Source organism: Arthrobacter citreus (genome assembly GCF_038405225.1).
Taxonomy (GTDB): Bacteria; Actinomycetota; Actinomycetes; order Actinomycetales; family Micrococcaceae; genus Arthrobacter_B; species Arthrobacter_B citreus_A.
This window is the reverse complement of the sequence record NZ_CP151657.1, coordinates 3,466,469-3,483,711: the sequence shown is the minus strand read 5'-3', so window position 1 is coordinate 3,483,711 and position 17,243 is coordinate 3,466,469. Positions and strand designations below refer to the sequence as shown.

Annotated in this window: 17 protein-coding genes; 11 read left to right on the top strand and 6 right to left on the bottom strand. The window is 70.1% G+C overall.

Going from position 1 to position 17,243, the window contains the following annotated elements; translation table 11 throughout:
- Positions 1-15: 15 nt before the first annotated feature.
- Positions 16-999, bottom strand: a complete 984-nt coding sequence (locus AAE021_RS16125; RefSeq protein WP_342023308.1) for a glycosyltransferase family 9 protein — start codon at positions 997-999, stop codon at positions 16-18.
- A gap of 177 nt (positions 1,000-1,176) precedes the next feature.
- Here AAE021_RS16125 and AAE021_RS16120 point away from each other — a divergent pair, with 177 nt between their 5' ends.
- From AAE021_RS16120 to AAE021_RS16090, 7 genes are all read left to right on the top strand, one after another.
- Positions 1,177-1,713, top strand: a complete 537-nt coding sequence (locus AAE021_RS16120) for an HAD family hydrolase (RefSeq protein WP_342023307.1) — start codon at positions 1,177-1,179, stop codon at positions 1,711-1,713.
- The gene (locus AAE021_RS16115; protein WP_342023306.1) at positions 1,710-2,771 is read left to right on the top strand and encodes a glycosyltransferase family 9 protein; all 1,062 of its coding nucleotides are present in this window, start codon (positions 1,710-1,712) and stop codon (positions 2,769-2,771) included. The genes AAE021_RS16120 and AAE021_RS16115 overlap by 4 nt, the downstream gene beginning before the upstream one ends.
- Positions 2,768-3,835, top strand: coding sequence for a glycosyltransferase (locus AAE021_RS16110; RefSeq protein ID WP_342023305.1), 1,068 nt, complete (start codon positions 2,768-2,770; stop codon positions 3,833-3,835). The genes AAE021_RS16115 and AAE021_RS16110 overlap by 4 nt, the downstream gene beginning before the upstream one ends.
- Positions 3,832-5,100, top strand: a complete 1,269-nt coding sequence (locus tag AAE021_RS16105; protein ID WP_342023304.1) for a glycosyltransferase — start codon at positions 3,832-3,834, stop codon at positions 5,098-5,100. The genes AAE021_RS16110 and AAE021_RS16105 overlap by 4 nt, the downstream gene beginning before the upstream one ends.
- Positions 5,097-5,768, top strand: coding sequence for a D-sedoheptulose-7-phosphate isomerase (locus AAE021_RS16100; protein ID WP_425362412.1), 672 nt, complete (start codon positions 5,097-5,099; stop codon positions 5,766-5,768). The genes AAE021_RS16105 and AAE021_RS16100 overlap by 4 nt, the downstream gene beginning before the upstream one ends.
- Positions 5,765-7,162 (top strand): PfkB family carbohydrate kinase, encoded by a 1,398-nt coding sequence (locus AAE021_RS16095; protein ID WP_342023303.1) that lies wholly within the window; start codon positions 5,765-5,767, stop codon positions 7,160-7,162. Before AAE021_RS16100 ends, AAE021_RS16095 begins: the two co-directional genes overlap by 4 nt.
- Before the next feature lie 79 nt (positions 7,163-7,241).
- Complete coding sequence (locus AAE021_RS16090) at positions 7,242-7,943, top strand: SDR family oxidoreductase (RefSeq protein ID WP_342023302.1); 702 nt, start codon at positions 7,242-7,244, stop codon at positions 7,941-7,943.
- A 9-nt stretch (positions 7,944-7,952) separates the two neighbouring features.
- On the opposite strand, the gene AAE021_RS16085 is transcribed toward AAE021_RS16090, so the two are convergent.
- Entirely contained in the window at positions 7,953-9,065 is a 1,113-nt protein-coding gene (locus tag AAE021_RS16085; protein WP_342025441.1) for a glycosyltransferase family 9 protein, read from the bottom strand.
- A 263-nt stretch (positions 9,066-9,328) separates the two neighbouring features.
- On the opposite strand from AAE021_RS16085, the gene AAE021_RS16080 reads away from it, so the two are divergent.
- Genes AAE021_RS16080 through AAE021_RS16065 form a run of 4 tightly spaced genes read left to right on the top strand, consistent with a single transcriptional unit; the run spans position 9,329 to position 13,426 of the window.
- The gene (locus AAE021_RS16080) at positions 9,329-10,747 is read left to right on the top strand and encodes an aldehyde dehydrogenase family protein (RefSeq protein WP_342023301.1); all 1,419 of its coding nucleotides are present in this window, start codon (positions 9,329-9,331) and stop codon (positions 10,745-10,747) included.
- Entirely contained in the window at positions 10,744-12,333 is a 1,590-nt protein-coding gene (rfaE2, locus tag AAE021_RS16075; RefSeq protein WP_342023300.1) for a D-glycero-beta-D-manno-heptose 1-phosphate adenylyltransferase, read from the top strand. Before AAE021_RS16080 ends, rfaE2 begins: the two co-directional genes overlap by 4 nt.
- Complete coding sequence (locus AAE021_RS16070) at positions 12,330-13,199, top strand: glycosyltransferase family 2 protein (protein ID WP_342023299.1); 870 nt, start codon at positions 12,330-12,332, stop codon at positions 13,197-13,199. Before rfaE2 ends, AAE021_RS16070 begins: the two co-directional genes overlap by 4 nt.
- 35 nt (positions 13,200-13,234) lie before the next feature.
- Positions 13,235-13,426: a DUF2795 domain-containing protein gene (locus AAE021_RS16065; RefSeq protein ID WP_342023298.1), complete on the top strand. Its 192-nt coding sequence runs from the start codon at positions 13,235-13,237 to the stop codon at positions 13,424-13,426.
- A gap of 34 nt (positions 13,427-13,460) precedes the next feature.
- Here the strand turns inward: AAE021_RS16065 and AAE021_RS16060 are convergent, their stop codons facing one another.
- The 4 genes from AAE021_RS16060 to AAE021_RS16045 form a co-directional block, all read right to left on the bottom strand.
- The gene (locus AAE021_RS16060; protein ID WP_342023297.1) at positions 13,461-13,880 is read right to left on the bottom strand and encodes a hypothetical protein; all 420 of its coding nucleotides are present in this window, start codon (positions 13,878-13,880) and stop codon (positions 13,461-13,463) included.
- A gap of 67 nt (positions 13,881-13,947) precedes the next feature.
- Entirely contained in the window at positions 13,948-14,538 is a 591-nt protein-coding gene (locus AAE021_RS16055; protein ID WP_342023296.1) for a hypothetical protein, read from the bottom strand.
- Positions 14,539-14,594: 56 nt separating this feature from the next.
- Complete coding sequence (locus AAE021_RS16050; protein ID WP_342023295.1) at positions 14,595-15,956, bottom strand: MATE family efflux transporter; 1,362 nt, start codon at positions 15,954-15,956, stop codon at positions 14,595-14,597.
- Between the two features lie 9 nt (positions 15,957-15,965).
- The gene (locus AAE021_RS16045; RefSeq protein WP_342023294.1) at positions 15,966-17,240 is read right to left on the bottom strand and encodes an MFS transporter; all 1,275 of its coding nucleotides are present in this window, start codon (positions 17,238-17,240) and stop codon (positions 15,966-15,968) included.
- Between the last annotated feature and the right edge of the window lie 3 nt (positions 17,241-17,243).

Sequence of the window (17,243 nt, the reverse complement as noted above, 5' to 3'; positions counted from 1 at the left end):
ACGGCCCGGGACCGCCTAGAGAACATCCAGTTTTTCGGCGGCCGCGAGCACATCCTCCACCGAAACGGCCAGCAGTGCCGGATCGGGTTCCACCGCGAACGTATCCCCCAGCCGCCGGCTCTCATCCGTCAGGGCGATGTGCGGTCCCTCCGGCGGACCCCACTCCGCGACGGGCGCCGGGCCGAAAATCACCACCGACGGCCGTGCATACGCCGAGGCCAAATGGGCGGCACCGGTATCTGCGGACACCACCAGCGAGGCTCCCGCCACGGCGGCGGCAAACTCGTCAAGTCCCAGCTTCCCGGCGGCAACTGCACCGGAGGGGATGCCCGCCAGGTCAGCAACCGCCAGTGCCCTGGGGCGTTCACCGGCGCTGCCGGTGAACAGTATGTCCCGGCCGGTCCGGTGCAGTTCGGCGGCCACCGCGGCGAAGCGCTCCACCGGCCACAGCCTGCTGCCGTAGGCAGCACCCACATGAATGACCACAGCATCCGGCGCCGGGCTGGGCGAGGAGGGAGGCAGCAGGAGATAGTCCAGCGGATCGGCGGGGATTCCGTGCCAGGTCATGAGGTCCGCCCAGCGCTCCCGCTCGTGGACGCCGTCCCGCCACTGCGGCCCGGCCAGCCCTGGCCCTGCGTGTCCGAGGAGGAGCCGCGGCATCAGCGCCTCAAGCCGTCCGGTGCTCTCCGGACCGCTGCCGTGCAGGTTCACTGCCACGTCAATCCGTCCGGGTTCCAGCGGAATGGGAACGTCCAGGCCGTGCAGCGGCAGAAGCGCGTCCACACTGCCCACCAGTTTCACCACCGGCAGCAGCCACTCCTGTGCCGCATAGGAAATGCGGTGGTCCGGAAAGGCCCGCCGCAGCGCCCGAAGCGCCGGAACCGCCACCAGCAGGTCCCCCAGCTTCAGGGCCCTCAGGGCCAGGAGCTCCGGCCGATCCCGGCCCCCGCCGTCCCGTTCCACACCGCCGTCCTGTTCCAGAGCGCCGACCCCTTCCATGCCACCGTCCATTCCAGTCCTCCCGCCGTCGAACCGTCCGCCGCCGCGGACCGAGTGGTCATCATCCTGCCAGAGTGCCGGCGGCAGGCTAAGCGAAGCGGGGAGAAGAAGGAGGAGAAGGAGAAGAAGTACGGGCAAAAGTGTTTAGGTCCGATGCAGATGGGGAAAAAGTTCCGTATGGGACCTTGGAAAATGGACGTGCCGCGCGCGGTGCTCTTCGACCGTGACGGAACGCTGGTCCGTGATGTCCCCTACAACGGCAACCCAGCCCTCGTTGATCCCTTTCCGCAGGCGGCCGCCGTCCTGCGGAAGCTGCGCCGGCGCGGCATTCGGACCGGCGTCATCACCAACCAGTCCGGGGTTGCGCGCGGCCTGCTCACAACGTCCCAGGTGACCGCCGTCAACTCCCGGATACAACACCTCTTGGGCCGCTTCGACGTATGGGAAATATGCCCGCACGGCCCCGGGGACGGATGCGCCTGCCGCAAACCGCAGCCGGGTATGATTCACAGCGCCTGCGCCCGGCTGGGACTGCAGCCCGCCGAGGTGGCCGTGATCGGGGACATTGGTGCGGACATGGCCGCGGCGGAAGCCGCGGGTGCCCGCGCCGTCCTGGTCCCCACACCCGTCACCCGCCCCGAGGAGACCGCCGCGGCACCGCTGGTGGCCCGGGACCTGGCCGGCGCCGTCGCACTGCTTTTGGACCGCCCGTGACACGCGGCGTCCTGGTGGCCCGGCTGGACAGTGCCGGAGATGTCCTGCTGGCAGGTCCGGCCGTGCGCGCCGTTGCCGGAGGGGGGCAAACCCGCGTCATCCTGCTCTGCGGGCCCCGGGGCGCCGACGCCGGCCGCCTCCTGCCCGGCGCGGACAGCGTCATCACCTGGAACGCACCCTGGATCAGCGATCCGGCACCACCGGTTGCCGAAGCCTCACTCGACAGCCTGGAACAGGACATCCGCGGCGCGGGGATCGAGGAAGCGGTGATCCTGACCTCCTTCCACCAGTCCCCGCTGCCCCTCGCCATGGTGCTGCGCCTGGCCGGCGTATCCCGGATCACCGGTGCCTCGGTGGACTATGCCGGTTCCCTCCTGGATGTCCGGCTACGGCCCGGCGAGGACTTTCCCGAGGACCAGCCCGAAGCCGAGCGGGCCCTGCAGATCGCCGCGGCGGCCGGCTACCGCCTCCCCGCCGACGACGACAAACGCCTGCGCCTGCGCGGCACCGGCGACGTCCGGCACCTGGTGGGTGAAGGCCCCTATGTAGTGGTCCATCCCGGGGCCGCGGTTCCCGCCCGTGCCTGGCCGGCGCTGCACCACGCCGCCGCGGTGGAGCTGCTGACCGCGGCCGGATACCGGGTTGTAGTCACCGGCGGGCCCGGAGAAACCAGGCTCACGGCCACGGTGGCGGGCGTGGCCGGCCTGGACCTGGGCGGACGCACCGACCTGAGCACTCTGGCCGGCGTCCTTGCGGGAGCCTCGGCCGTAGTCGTCGGCAACACTGGACCGGCTCATCTGGCGGCGGCGGTCGGAACTCCCGTGGTGAGCCTTTTCGCCCCCGTGGTTCCGGCCGTGCGGTGGGCGCCGCACCGGGTTCCCCTGGAACTGCTGGGCGACCAGAACGCCCCCTGCCGGCTCAGCCGCGCCCGCGACTGCCCTGTGCCCGGGCACCCCTGCCTGTCCGGCGTGACGCCGGAACAGGTGGTGGAAGCCGTGCATCGCTTGACCACCGGCGTGACTTCCCTGGGAACGCGCAGAGAAACGAGGACTGCATGAGGATCCTGCTTTGGCATGTGCACGGCGGCTGGATGGAAGCATTCGTCCGCGGACAGCACGAGTACATCCTGCCGGCCACGGACGACGGCGGTCCGTGGGGACTGGGCAGGGGTGGACGGACATGGCCTGCCTCGGCCATTGAATGCGCGCCCGGGAAGCTGCGCGATGCCGGGATCGACGCCGTCGTGCTCCAGCGCCCGGAGGAAATCGCGGCCTGCGAGCGCCTGCTGGGCCGGCGCCCCGGCAGGGACCTGCCCGCCGTGTACCTGGAACACAACACTCCCCGCGACGGCGTGCCGGCCTCCGTCCACCCGCTGGCGGACCAAAGCAGCATCCCCATTGTTCACGTGACCCACTTCAACGAGCTGTTCTGGGACAGCGGACGTGCCCCCGTGCGGGTCATCGAGCACGGCATTCCGGACCCGGGCTACCGGTATACCGGCGAGAGGGAGCATCTGGGCGTGGTGATCAATGAACCCGTGCGTCGCTGGCGGGTCACCGGCACCGACCTTTTGCCCCGCTTTGCCCGCGCCGGCCGGCTGGAAGTGTTCGGAATGGGGACCGGGGAGCTGGCCGCCGCCACCGGCCTGGGCGGCGATGAGCTGACGGTCCGCGGAGACCTGCCGGCGCAGGAGCTGCACTCGGAACTGAGCGGATGCCGCGCATATGTCCACCCCATGCGCTGGACATCCCTGGGGTTGTCCCTGCTCGAAGCGATGCACCTGGGACTCCCGGTCCTGGCGCTGGCCGCCACCGAGGCCGTCCGGGCTGTTCCGCCGGAAGCCGGGCGGATCTCGGCGGATGTTGCGGATTTGGTGAAGACGGCCGCCGAGCTGCTCGCCGACCCGGGCGAAGCACGGGCGCGGGGCATGGCCGCCCGGGAGTTCGCGCTGGAGCACTACGGGCTGGCGGCTTTCCTGGCGGCGTGGGACAACACGCTGTCCGACATCACCACCCGGGGCGGCAGCACGCTCCCCGTGCTGAGCGACCCGGTGGCCACCGGGGAACTGCCGCTGCAGCGGCGAACGGAACTGTCAGGAGCTGCCGGAGGGGGAATGCAGTGAAAATATCAATGGTGTCCGAACACGCCAGTCCGCTGGCCGCACTGGGCGGCGTGGATGCAGGCGGCCAGAACGTCCACGTGGCCGCACTCTCAGTGGCGCTGGCACGGCGGGGGCATTCCGTGCGGGTCTACACCCGCCGCGACGACCCGGGCCTGCCCGGGGTGGTTCCGGTGTGCGAGGGACTGGATGTGGTCCATGTGGACGCCGGACCGGCCCGTGCCCTGCCCAAGGATCTTCTGCTGCCGTACATGCGGGAACTGGCCGAGGGCATTTCCGCTGATTGGGGCGCCGCTCCGCCGGACGTGGTGCACGCCCATTTTTGGATGTCCGGAGTCGCGGCGCTGGAAGCCGCCCGGCGGGTCGAAGCCCCGGGGTATCCCGTCCCGGTGCTGCAGACCTTCCATGCCCTGGGCACCGTGAAAAAACGCCATCAGGGGACCGAGGACACCAGTCCCCCGCAGCGCACCTGGCTGGAACCGTCAGTGGGCCGCACGGCGGACCGGGTCATCGCCACCTGCTCGGACGAGGTGTTTGAGCTCAAGGCCATGGGCGTGCCGGGGGGCCGGATTTCAGTGGCCCCCTGCGGTGTGGACCTGGAGCTTTTCGGAGCCGGCGGACCGGCCGAGCCGAAGGGGCGGCGCTTCCGGATTGCCGCCGTCGGCCGCCTTGTGCCGCGCAAGGGTGTGGATTTGGCGGTCCAGGCACTGGCGCTGCTGGCGGAAAAGGGCCTGAACGACGTCGAACTGCTGATTGTGGGCGGCGCCACCGACTCCGCCGGCATGGCGTCCGATCCGGAAGCCCAGCGGCTGTTGGCGCTGGCCCGCATCCTGGGCGTGGCGGACCGCGTGGTGCTGCGCGGACAGGTCCCGCGCGAACAGATGCCTGCGGTGCTCCGCAGCGCCGACGCCGTGGTGTGCGCGCCCTGGTACGAGCCGTTCGGCATTGTCCCGCTGGAGGCCATGGCCTGCGGCGTTCCGGTGGTGGCGTCAGCCGTCGGCGGGCTGATTGACACCGTCGTTCATGGAAAAACGGGGCTGCACGTGCCGCCGCGAGACCCCCGGGCGCTGGCCGCAGCCCTGGCTGAACTGCTGCGCAGCCCGGAGTACGCCCACCGCTTGGGTGCGGCCGGCCGGCAGCGGGCCCGGGCGCGATACTCCTGGGACAGGGTGGCCGCAGACACCGAAAAGGCCTACCAGGTGGCCATCGACAGTACGTCGGCCGTCCGGCAGGGCAGCCTCCAGCCGTTGGGAGGGAAAGCACTGTGAAGCCTAAGATCCCGGACACCGCGGCGGCCGGCATCCTGGTGGCTGACACCCGGCAGCCGGCCCGCCCCTCGGCTCACGAAAGCGCTCACCTGGCTGTCCTGCAGCACCTGGCCGATCTGCGTCCGGCGGTTGCCTCCGTCGAAGCGCAGGCCCCCCGGCTCACCCGGTGGGGTGTGGAACTCGCCGTCCGTCTCCTAGCCGGGCAGCGCCTGCTGGCCGCCGGCAACGGCGGATCCGCAGCGGAGGCCCAGCACCTGACGGCGGAACTGGTTGGAAGGTTCGACGGCGAGCGGAGGCCGTTTTCGGCCATTGCTTTGCATGCGGAGACGTCAGCGGTGACGGCCATCGCCAATGACTACGGCTTCGATCAGCTCTACGCCCGGCAGGTGCTGGGCCATGGTCGTCCCGGTGATGTGCTGATCCTGCTGTCCACCAGCGGCAGGAGCCCCAACCTGCTGCGCGCCGCCGAGGCCGCCCGAACCGCCGGCATCACGACGTGGGCACTGACCGGCCGCGGACCGAATCCCCTCAGCGATGCCTGCGACGACGCCGTCAGCATCGATGCGCGGTCCGCGAACGCCCAGGAAGCGCATTTGATTGCCCTGCATGCCCTGTGCCGGGCCTTTGACGCCGAGGTGTTCCGCCGCGGCGGAAAGGAGCAGCCGTGAAAATCGTGGTGGTTGGCGACGTACTGCTGGACACCGACATCACCGGAAACGCCCAGCGGCTCTCACCGGACGCTCCCGTTCCGGTGGTGGATGTGGACAGCACCCACAGGCGCGCCGGAGGAGCCGGACTGGTGGCCCGGATGCTTGCCCGTGACGGCATCGACGTGGCACTGGTGACGGTACTGTCCGACGACGCCGCGGCCGCCGATCTGCGTGACTCGCTCACCGGCATTCCCGTCACCGCCGGGCCCTCCGGTGCCCCGACACCGGTTAAGACCCGCATCCGTGCCGGCGCCCAGGCGGTGGTGCGCTTCGATGAGGGGTGCTCGACCCCGCCGGTGCCCGCGGTGACCGCACAGATGCTGTCCATCCTGTCCGCTGCGGACGCGGTGGTGGTCGCGGACTACGGCCGGGGACTGACCTCGAATCCCCGGCTGCGCGGTGCCCTCGCGGAGCTGGCCGGGCGGGTGCCGGTGATCTGGGATCCGCATCCGGCCGGGGCGGAGCCGGTGCCCGGCGTTGCAGCCGTGACCCCGAACCTGCCCGAAGCACTGCGCAGTGCCGGCACCGGCGGCAGCACTGGAACCGGCGTGGCCGGGAGCAGCACCAACGGCGGAATTCCGGCAGCCCTGCACGCCGCCGAAACGCTGCTGGCCCGCTGGCACAGCCGGTCAGTGGTGGTAACACTGGGCTCGCTGGGAGCACTCGTGCTTCCAGCCGCCGGCCTGCCCCAGGTGATTCCAGCCCCGGACGTGCAGGCCGGAGACACTTGCGGCGCCGGTGACCGGTTCGCCGCGACGCTGATTACGGCCCTGGCCCGCGGCTCCGGCCTGGAACCGGCCGCCGGACAGGCGGTGCAGGCGGCCGCAGGATTCCTCGCCGCCGGCGGAGTTTCAGCCCTGCAGCGGGATGAGCCGCCGGTCCAGCTGCACAGCGGCAGCCTGGATGCGCTGTCCGCCGCCCGGACGGTGCGCGGGCGCGGCGGAACGGTGGTTGCCACCGGTGGCTGCTTTGACCTGCTGCATGCCGGACATGCCCGGACCCTGTCCGCGGCACGGCGCCTGGGCGACTGCCTGATCGTGGTCCTGAACTCCGACAGCTCGGTCCGCAGGCTCAAGGGCGAACAGCGCCCCATCATCGCCCAGGAGGACCGGGCCGAGCTGCTGCTGTCCCTGGGCTGTGTGGACGGAGTCCTGATTTTTGAGGAGGACACCCCGGAAGCGGCGCTGGAACGGCTGCGGCCGGACATCTGGGTCAAGGGCGGCGACTACCGCGAAGACCAGCTGCCCGAAGCCCGGCTCATCAAAGCCTGGGGCGGAGAAACGGTGACTGTCCCCTACCATCCAGCACGCTCCACCACCGCGCTGGCAGCGGCCCTGGCGAGGGTGGGCTAGCGGCCCGCCCGGTCCGCCGGGCATACATCCGGTTTGTCCCCGGCACCCTCCGGAGCCGGACATCTACGAAAGGAAACCCATGACTCTGCAACTCTCCAACCCCGGCCGGGTTCTCGTGACCGGCGGCGGCTCCGGCCTGGGCGCCGCCGTGGTCCAGGCAGTCACCGCCGCCGGCGGAACCGCCGTCGTGCTGGACCGGAACATCAGCTCCGTCAGCGCGGCCAAAGCCATTGAAGTGGACGTGGCGGACCGGGAGTCCGTTGAAGCGGCCGTCCGGGAGGCCGCCGAATCCCTGGGCGGCCTGGACGCAGTGGTGACCGCGGCGGGGATTGACCGCTGCGGCCGGCTGGAGGACGTGGCCGCCGAGGAATGGGAAAAGGTGATTGGAGTGAACCTGCTCGGCACCGTTTCCGTGGTCCGCGCAGCCCTCCCCTACCTGCTCGAGAGCCACGGCCGGGCGGTGACCGTGGCCTCCAGCCTTGGCATCAAAGCCGTCTCCGACGCCACCGCATACTGCGCCTCGAAGTTCGGCGTGATCGGTTTCAGCCGTGCCCTCGCCGCCGAGACCCGCGGCCGCATGGGCGTGACCACCATGATCCCGTCCGGAATGAAAACGCACTTTTTCGATGACCGGACCGAGCAGTACAAACCGCAGGACGATTCCCGGCTCAACGACCCGATGCGCGTGGCCGAGGCTATTCTCTTTGCCCTGCACCAGCCACGCGGATGCGAAATCCGGGAAATGGTCATTTGCCACGAGGAGGAGGATTCCTGGCCCTGATCGAACCCGCTAGGCCGGCGGCGCCGTCAGCAGTTCGGCCACGTCCGCGTACACGGCGTCCGGGTCGACGGCGGCCACAAAGGAATCATCATGGGGGCAGCGCTCGGCGGTCCAACCCACCTGCGTAACGTCCGCGCCGCACACCGGGCAGGCGGACACCCAGGACATGTGCACCCGGTGCCGGGTGCGGCCCAGGGCGCCGGCATTGATGACGTTCCCGAACCAGTAAATGCCCACGGTGGGCGTTCCCACCGCCTGGGCCAGGTGCCGCGGGCCGCTGTCATTGCCCACCATCACCGCGCTGGCCTTGAGCACCGCGGCCAGGGTGCCGATGTCCAGCTTCCCGGCCACGGAGTCGACGTCGGCCCCCGGCCCGGCCACAGCTTGGCTCAGTGCAACGATCTGTTCAGCCACGTCCCGGTCACCGTCGTCGCCCACCACCAGCACCCGGCAGCCGTCCGCCGCGGCCCGCGCAGCCACGGCCGCGAAGGCCGACGCCGGCCAGCGGCGCCGCGGATCCGTGGCGCCGGGGTGCAGCGTCACCAAGTCCCGGCCGGGAGCCAAATATGCTGCCGCTTTCTCCTCCTCCACAGGGAGAACCTCCAGCTGCGGCTCCAGGGATATTGGCACCGCGCCGGCCAGGCCCGCCACCTCCAGTGCCCGCATCACCTCATGCTGGTAATACACGTACGGAATGGTGCGTTCCAGCGGCACCGCGTCGGGAGTCCGGGTGCCAACAGTATGCGCCGCTCCGAGCTCCAGCAGGAAAGGGTTGGAGTTGCGGCCGCCTCCGTGCACCTGCACGGCCAGGTCGAAGCTTCGGGCGCGCATTGAAGCAAAAAACGCGGCCCGCGCTGCCGGGTCCCCGTGGCCGGGCCGGATCCCCGGGGCATAGGGCAGCACCTCAGTCCGGTGCACCGGGCCGGGCCGGGCCGCCAGCAGGGCCGCATGCAGCGGCGTTCCCAGCAGCGTGATCTCAGCTTCCGGATACGCTGCGGCGAGCGCGTCCAGGGCCGGCATGGCGAACATCAGGTCTCCCAAGCCGCCGCCGCGCAGCACTGCAATCCGCCGCACCCCCTCAAAGGGGTCCAGGACCGGGCCCACACCGCGGCGCACGGGCAGCTCGGGAACCTGCGGCACCCCGGGCCGCACGCTCTCTTCCCCCTGCACGGAACCGTCCCCTGCCGCTTCTTGCACCTGTGTCTTCCGCACCATGCTTCCCCTCCCTGCGGATGCTCTGCTGGCCCCACCCTAGGGCTTCGTCCGGCCTATCCCAACCGAGGCCGGCGAAGAAAAATCTTCGGCCGCAAATCGGTGTAAACGGCCGCCAAACGGGTAGGAAACCTACACACGAAGAAGCCGGCTTCCCGATACCGAGGAGTTCCATGTCAACCAGCGTCGCTTCCGCCTCGTCCCCGTTCGGCGCGGACACCCCGATCCTCCTGTCCGTGCGGAATCCGGCCGACGGAATACTCGTGGGAGAACTGACCGCGGCGGGGCGCGAAGAGGTCGGGGCAGCCGTCCGGACGGCCCGCCTGGCCCAACCGGAATGGGCCGCCACGGACCCCGCCGTCCGGGGAAAGGCCCTGCGGGCGGCAGCCGCAGCTCTCGCCGCCGGCGCGCGCAGGGTGGCTGAGATCAACAACCGGGAAACCGGGAAGCCGGTCGGTGAGGCGCTGGAAGGCGTGGCTGCCGGCGTCGCAACCCTGGAACAGTACGCCGAGCTGGGTCCGGTGCACCGCGGCTTGAGCCTGCGCGGCTCGGGCCTGGCGGCGGACTACACCGTCGCGGAGCCCCGCGGCGTGGCGGCACTCCTGACGCCGTGGAATGACCCGGTGGCCGTGGCCGCTGGCCTGATCGGCGCCGCCCTGGTGACGGGCAACACCGTTATCCACAAACCCAGCGAACGCTCCCCGCACACAGGAGTCCTGCTCGGGGACCTGCTGTCACCGTGCTTTCCGCCGGGAGTCCTGGAAACCCTCACCGGAGGCGCCGAAACCGGGATGCTGCTGACCATGGAGACCGGGGTCGACGTGCTGGGGCACGTGGGCTCCAGCGCTTCCGGCGCCCGGATAACCCGTGCGGCGGCGCTGACCGGCGCACACGTCATCCGCGAAAACGGCGGCAATGATCCGCTGCTGATCGACGCCGGGGTGGACCCGGAGTGGGCCGCCGAACAGGCCGCCGTGGGGGCCTTCAGCAACAGCGGACAGATCTGCACCGCGGTTGAGCGCATTTACGTGCACCGGGACCTGGCCGGCCCGTTTTGCGAAGCCCTGGTCCGCGAAGCCCGCCGCCGCAACCGCGACGCCCCGCTCGCGCCGCTGGTTGATGAACGGCTGCGGACGGAGGTGCACGCGCAGGTGGTGGACGCCGTACGGAACGGAGCGGTGCTCGCCGAAGGCGGGGTCATCCCTCCCGGAGCAGGCGCCCACTATCCCGCCACCGTACTGCTGAACTGCTCCCAGACCATGACGGTGTTCACCGAGGAGACCTTCGGCCCGGTGGCCCCGGTGCAGGTGGTGGACAGCTTCGACGACGGACTGGCGCTGGCGGCTCGGGACAGGTTCGGCCTGGCTGCCACAGTGCTTACTCCGTCGATTGACTCGGCGCACCGCGCCGTGGCGGCGCTGCCGGTGGGAACCGTGAAGATCAACGCGGTGTTCGGCGGCGCTCCGGGCGGTTCGGCCCAGCCCCGCGGGGACAGCGGCGCCGGTTTCGGCTACGGCCCGGAACTGCTGGACGAGTTCAGCCTGGTCAAGGTCGTCCACGTAGGGATTCCACGGGTGCGGGGGCGCGCATGAACATCCCCGGGGACCTGGCCGGGCTGCGCAGCCTGACCCCGTGGCTGCCCGGCCGGCTGGCCGAGGGCGCGCCGCGGATCGCGGTGATTGGTGATGTCATGCTGGACGGCTGGTGGTCCGGCACCTCCGACCGGTTCTGCCGCGAGGCGCCCGCGCCAGTGGTTGACATTTCCCGCCGTGATTACGCTCCCGGCGGTGCGGCGAACACCGCCATGAACCTGCAGTCCCTCGGGGCCCGGGTGCGGCTTGCCGGGCTCGTGGGCGAGGACGAGCCCGGCAAGCGGCTGCGCGGCCTCCTCGCGGAGGCAGGCATCGACCTGCGGCAGCTGCACTCGCACCCCGCCGCCCGCACGGCCACCAAATACCGTGTCCAGGCCGGGGAGCAGGTTCTGCTGCGCATGGACGACGGCGGGAATCCTGTCCCGGCCGAGGCGGAGGAGCATTTGGCAGCGTCACTGGCAGCCTGGCTGCAGGACGCGGACGCGGTGGTGGTGTGCGACTACGGAACCGGGCTCCTGCACGGGCCGGTGCGTGCGGCGCTGGAAGCGGTGCGCGGCGGCGTGCTCACCGTGGTGGACGCCCATGATCCCGGGCTATGGGCCGGATTGGGAGCCGACATCGTCACGCCCAACGCGCAGGAAGCAGCCCGCCTCCTCGGCATCACGCTGCAGCCGCAGGCGGACCGGGCCAGGCAGATCACCGGGTACGGGCGGGACCTGCTGCGCGCTGCCGGTGCAGGGTCCGCCGTCGTGACGCTGGACAGCGAGGGCACCGTCCTGTTCACCGGCGACGGATCAGTGCACCGGACCTGGGCAAGGCCCGCTTCGGAGAAACACGCCTCGGGGGCCGGGGATACCTTTGTGGCCTGCCTGACGCTGGCCCGCGCAGCCGGGCTGCCGCTGAGTACCGCGGCTGACCTGGCGCAGAATGCCGCGGATATTGTGGTTCAACGGGCCGGCACCTCGGTCTGCAGTTCGGCGGACCTGGCGCTGCACCTGACCGCACTGGCGGACACTGCGCTGACGCCGGAGGAACTGGCAGCCCGGGTGGCGGCCGACCGGGCGGCGGGCAAGCGGATCGTGCTCACCAACGGGTGCTTCGACGTGCTGCACCGGGGGCATACCCGATACCTGCAGCAGGCCAAGGCCCTGGGCGACATCCTGGTGGTCGCGCTCAACGGCGATGACTCGGTGACCCGGCTCAAGGGGCCGGGCCGGCCCATCAATCCGGTGCACGACCGCGCTGGAGTCATTACCGCGCTGAGCTGCGTGGACTACGTGACGGTCTTCGACACCGACACCCCGATTCCGCTGATCGAGGCGCTGCGTCCGGACATCTATGCCAAGGGTGGGGACTACTCCCCCGAAATGCTGCAGGAAACACCGGTGGTGCGCGGCCTCGGCGGCCAGGTGCGGATCCTGGACTACGTGGCGGATCATTCCACCACCGCCGTCGTGGAGCGGATCCAGGCGTCCCCACTCCGCCCGGATCCAGTCCGCCCCCGGCAGAGCACGGCCCCCCAGCAGCCGGTGGGACCGGCTCCAGCCGGGAGCGGAGGCGGGGAGGAAGCCGGGGCGGGACCGTGAGCCGGAAGTGGTCCGGCGAATGGGGGCTTGCGGGCAATTCTGACGCTGGCGGACGGCCTGTTCCCCTGCAGGTCCTGATCCCCACCCGGAACCGCGCGGCGGAATTCGCCGTAACCCTGGCCGGGCTGGCCGCCCAGGACGAACCAGGATTCGGCGTGGTGGTCAGTGACCAAAGTTCCGGGGAACCCTCCTGGCAGCATCCCGCGGCGGCTGCGATGGTCCGGGTTCTCCGTGCCCAGGGGCGGCCGGTGCGGCTGGAACGGAACATGCCGGTGCGCGGCATGGCCCAGCAGCGCCAGCACCTGCTGGATATGGCCCGTGCCCCGCTGGTGCTCTATCTGGACAATGACGTTTGGCTGGAGCCGGACATGCTGCGGCGGATGGCCGGGGCGTTGGCGGAGGCCGGCTGCGGGTTTATTGGGGCCGCGGTGCAGGGCCTGTCATACCTGCAGGACCGCCGTCCCGGGGAGCAGGAGGCCTTCGAACCCTGGTCCGGGCCGGTCCAGCCGGAGCGGATCCGCCGGGGATCACCGGGATTTGACCGCTGGCCGCTGCACAACGCCGCGAATCTTGCCCATCTGGCCGCACGGCTGGACGTTCCCGCCGGTTCCTGGGAGCTGTACAAAGTGGCCTGGGTGGGAGCATGCGTGCTTTTTGACCGCCGGAAGCTGCTGGACTGCGGCGGCTTCACCTTCTGGGAGGATCTGCCGCCGGGGCACTCCGGTGAAGACGTGGCCGCGCAGTGGCGGGTCATGGAGAAATACGGCGGGGCGGGTTTGGTTCCCTCCGGCGCCGTGCACCTGGAATCACCCACAACGGTCCCGGACCGTTCCACAGACGCTGCCGAGCAAATGTTCGGACAGTGAACACAGCCGGTCATCACACCAATCGAAGGAGCACTATGGCTGACAAACCAAGCCCGATCGACATTCAGAAGGCGCTGGGAGGCTTGGACTACCCGGCGTCCAAGGAAGACATTGTGCAGAAGGCCCAGGGCGCGAAGGCCGATTCGTCGGTGTTGGACGCGCTGGGAAACCTGCCGGAGCGCCAGTACGACGCCCCGACGGATATCAGCAAGGAGATCTTCGACTGATTCCGCGGTTTCTGCTGCCCCGCGGACCGGCTGCTCAGGCCGTCGGGTCCGTGGGGCGGGAGCCCTCGCCGGCTGCGTCCGGGGCGCTGCCCGGGGCAGGTGAGGGGGCGCTGCCGGCCTGCGGGGCGTTGTCGGCCTGCGGCGAGGCGCCGCCTCCAACGCTGCCCGCACCGCCGGGAATCTTGGCTGAGCTGCGGTTAACGCCGGACCCCTCGCTGAGGTGGTCCGGGTTGGGCTTTTCCGTCATCAGCAGCAGGGAGCAGATCAGCAGCGAAGCGATGAAGGCAATCCCGGCCGCAATCAAGGCCAGATCCACGCGCAGTTCCTTATCTGCGCCGCCGGTGGCGAAGATCAAGGTGGCAACACCCGCAATCAGCGCCAGCACGGCTGAAAAAATGAGCGGGGCCTTCACGGAGTTCCGCTTCTGCGGCCCACCGGATGAGCTGTTCGCCACTGTCTTTTCCTCCTGCTGCGTTGATGTCCTCGGGTTCTACAGTACGTAGAACCCGGAGTTGTTCAGTTTACGGCTTTTCGCGGGCTGCCGCTGCAGGGTGTGATCCCGGCTGCTGCCGGGCGTCCCACCGGGCTCCCAACCCGGACGTGGCCAGGACAACGGCAACGATAATTGCCGCACCGCCGCTGACGCCCAGCATTGCGTGCGCACCAAGGCCCATGGCCTGGACGGCCACCAGGATCGCGGCCGTTCCCAGGCTCACCACGCCGGTGATCAGCCAGTCCCGCGCGGGGAGGAAAGAATTCCGCGCCTTGCCCCACAGGTAAAGCTCCACAACACCGCCCACGAGAAACGCGGCACCGGCGGCGGCGCAGAAGGCCTCCGCGGAACGCAGCGCCAGGACTGCAAGGCCGGCCACGGCGTAAACGGCGGCTTCGAGGAGCTGCAGGCCGCGGACCTGCGCCTGCCGGCCTGCACCGGCCAGTGCGGCCATGCGCCAGACGGCGGCGGCGGTGAGCAGCAGGTACAGGCCACCCGCGACTGACAGGACGTTAACGCCCGGAGATTGCCAGAAGATGGTCAGGATGCCGAATGCGGCCGCCGTGGCTGAACGCAGAAGGATGGGTACCCACGGGGTGCCGTGGTTCGAATCTCCCACTGCTGAGCCTCCGCTTTCATATAACGAGTCCTATGGCCGGTTGGCCACCCACCAGCTTAGTCGCTTGCGGCCCGGGGTGCCGCCCCGGTGACCATCCAGGCATCCTGCCGGATCCGCCAGGTCAGTGTGGCTGCCCGTGCCGCCATGTAGCCCAGGGCAAAAGCCGCCCACAGCCAGGCGATTCCGCCGGGCCCTTCCAGATCCGAAGCATGGACCCACCACAGCAGCGGCAGGTAAGCGAGCAGGTTCAGCACTCCGGTCAGGGCCAGGTACCGCGCGTCACCGGCACCAATGAGCACGCCGTCCAGCACAAACACCAGTCCGCAGATTGGCTGCGATACCGCAAGCACCCACAAACCGGCGGTCAGCGCGGACTGGACCCCGGCGTCGGGCGTGAAAATCCAGCCGGCAAAAGGCGCTGCGGCAGCCAGCAGCACCCCCGTGATCACGCCGAAGCCAACACCCCAGCGGATCATGCGCCGGGTCAGCTCCCGGGCCAGCGAGCGGTTCCCGGCTCCCAGTTCCTTGCCGATGAGCGCCTGGGCCGCGATCGCCAGGGCGTCCAGGGCGAAGGCGAGGAAGGTGAAGACGGTCATCACCAGCTGGTGCGCGGCCAGGGACTGCGGCCCCTGCGCCGTCGCCACCAGCACCGCGGCCAGGACGGCCAGCCGCAGGCTGAGCGTCCGCAGCATCAGCCAGGAACCCACGTGTGCGGTGGCGAGGATCCCCGCCGGGGAAGGCCGCAGGGACACGCCGGCCCGCCGCGCCATCCGGCCCACCAGCACCAGGTACACCGCGGCCATGCCCCACTGGGTGATGCTCGTGCCCAGCGCCGAACCGGCCACCGACAGGTTGAAGCCGTAGACCAGCAGATAGTTCAGGCCAATGTTCACAGCGAAGCCGATACCGGCCACGGCCAGCGGCGTGCGGGTGTCCTGCAGCCCGCGCAGCACGCCGGTGGCGGCCAGCACCACCAGCATGGCGGTCAGTCCCGGCATGGAATACTGCAGATAATCCACGGCATACCGGTGCACCTCCCCGGTTGCGCCCAGCGCCGAGGCCAGCCACGGCGCGGCCAGAATGCCGGCGGTGGACAGCACCACACCCAGGATCAGTGCCAGGCCCATGCCGTCCCGGCCGGCGGCCACGGCCTCACGGTGCCGGTTTCCGCCCAGGTAACGCGCCACGGTCCCGGTGGTGGAATACGCCAGGAACACCATGAGGCCGACGGCGGTCTGCAGCACCGTGGAAGCCAGGCCCACCCCGGCGAGCTGGTTGACGCCGAGGTGCCCCACAATGGCTGAGTCGGCGATGAGGAACAGCGGCTCGGCAACGAGCGCGCCCAGCGCTGGAACGGCCAGCGCCAGGATGCGCCGGCCCAGGGCCGGGGTGGAGGCCTGGGAGGAAGAAGTGCTCACGGAACCAGCCTACGGTTTTCCCAGGGCCGGCTTGGCCGCTGCCGGTCCGGATTCGGGCGTGAGCACGGCGGCGGCCGCCGCTGCGGCAGCGGCAAGCAGTACTCCCACAAAGGCGCTCAGCCCGGACCAGCCCCAGAGTTGGAAGAAAAATCCGCCGATCCAGCCGAGCAGGCTTGAACCGGCGTAGTAGAACAGGTTGTACAGGGATGAGGCCTGGGCCCGCCCCTCGGTGGCAAGGAACGGGGCCCAGCCCGAGGCGATGGAGTGCGCGGCAAAGAATCCGGCGGTAAACACGACCAGTCCGGCGATGACCGCGGGCAGCCAAGCGGCCAGCGTCAGCGCCAGCCCGGCGGCCATCACGGCGATGGAACACAGCAGCACGGTTCGGCGGCCGCCGCGGCCCGAGAGCCGGCCGGCGAGGCTCCCGGCGGCGCGGGAGGACCAGGTGCCGGCCAGGTAGGCCAGGAACAGGAAACTGGCGAGGCTCTGCGGCAGCGAAAACGGTGCCGCACCCAGCCGGAAGCCCAGGTAGTTGTACACGGCCACAAACCCGCCCATCAGCAAAAAAGCCTGCAGGTACAGGCCCACCTGCCGCGGATTGCGCAGCTGGGCCAGCAGCCGTCCGCCCAGGCCCGGGCCGGGATCCGTCCGCCGCAGCGGCAGAAAACCCTGTTGTTTGGGCGCGGTCAGCATAAACACCACGGCGGCCACGGCGGCCAGGAGACTGACAGCCCCGACGCCGATCCGCCAGTTGGCGGCGTCACTCAGCGGAGCAGCGACGATGCGCCCCGCCAAACCGCCGATCGTGGTGCCGGACACGTAACTGCCGGCGGCAACAGCGGCATGCACCCGGGACACTTCCTCGCTCAGGTACGCCAGGGCGACGGCGGGGATCCCGCCCATGGCTGCGCCTTCGATAAAACGCAGGATCAGCAGCGCGGGCAGGTTGGGACTGAACGGAACCGCCAGGCCCAGCACGACGGCGGCAAGAATCGCCACCCGCATTATGGGAAGCCGGCCAAACCGGTCAGCGGCCGCAGACCACGGAATCACGGCCGCAGCCAGCCCCAGAGTGGCCGCGGAAACGGTCAGGGCCGCCGAGGATGCGGAAATGTCCAGATCGGCCGCCAGTCCGGGAAGCACTCCCTGCAGCGAATACAGCTGGGCAAAAGTGGCCATGCCGGCGGCGGCCAGGCCAATGAGCACCCCCCGGTATCCGCGGCTGCCCCTGGCGTGTCCCGTCCACTGCTCGCGCCGGCCGCTCACGCCTGCTGTCCCATACACACA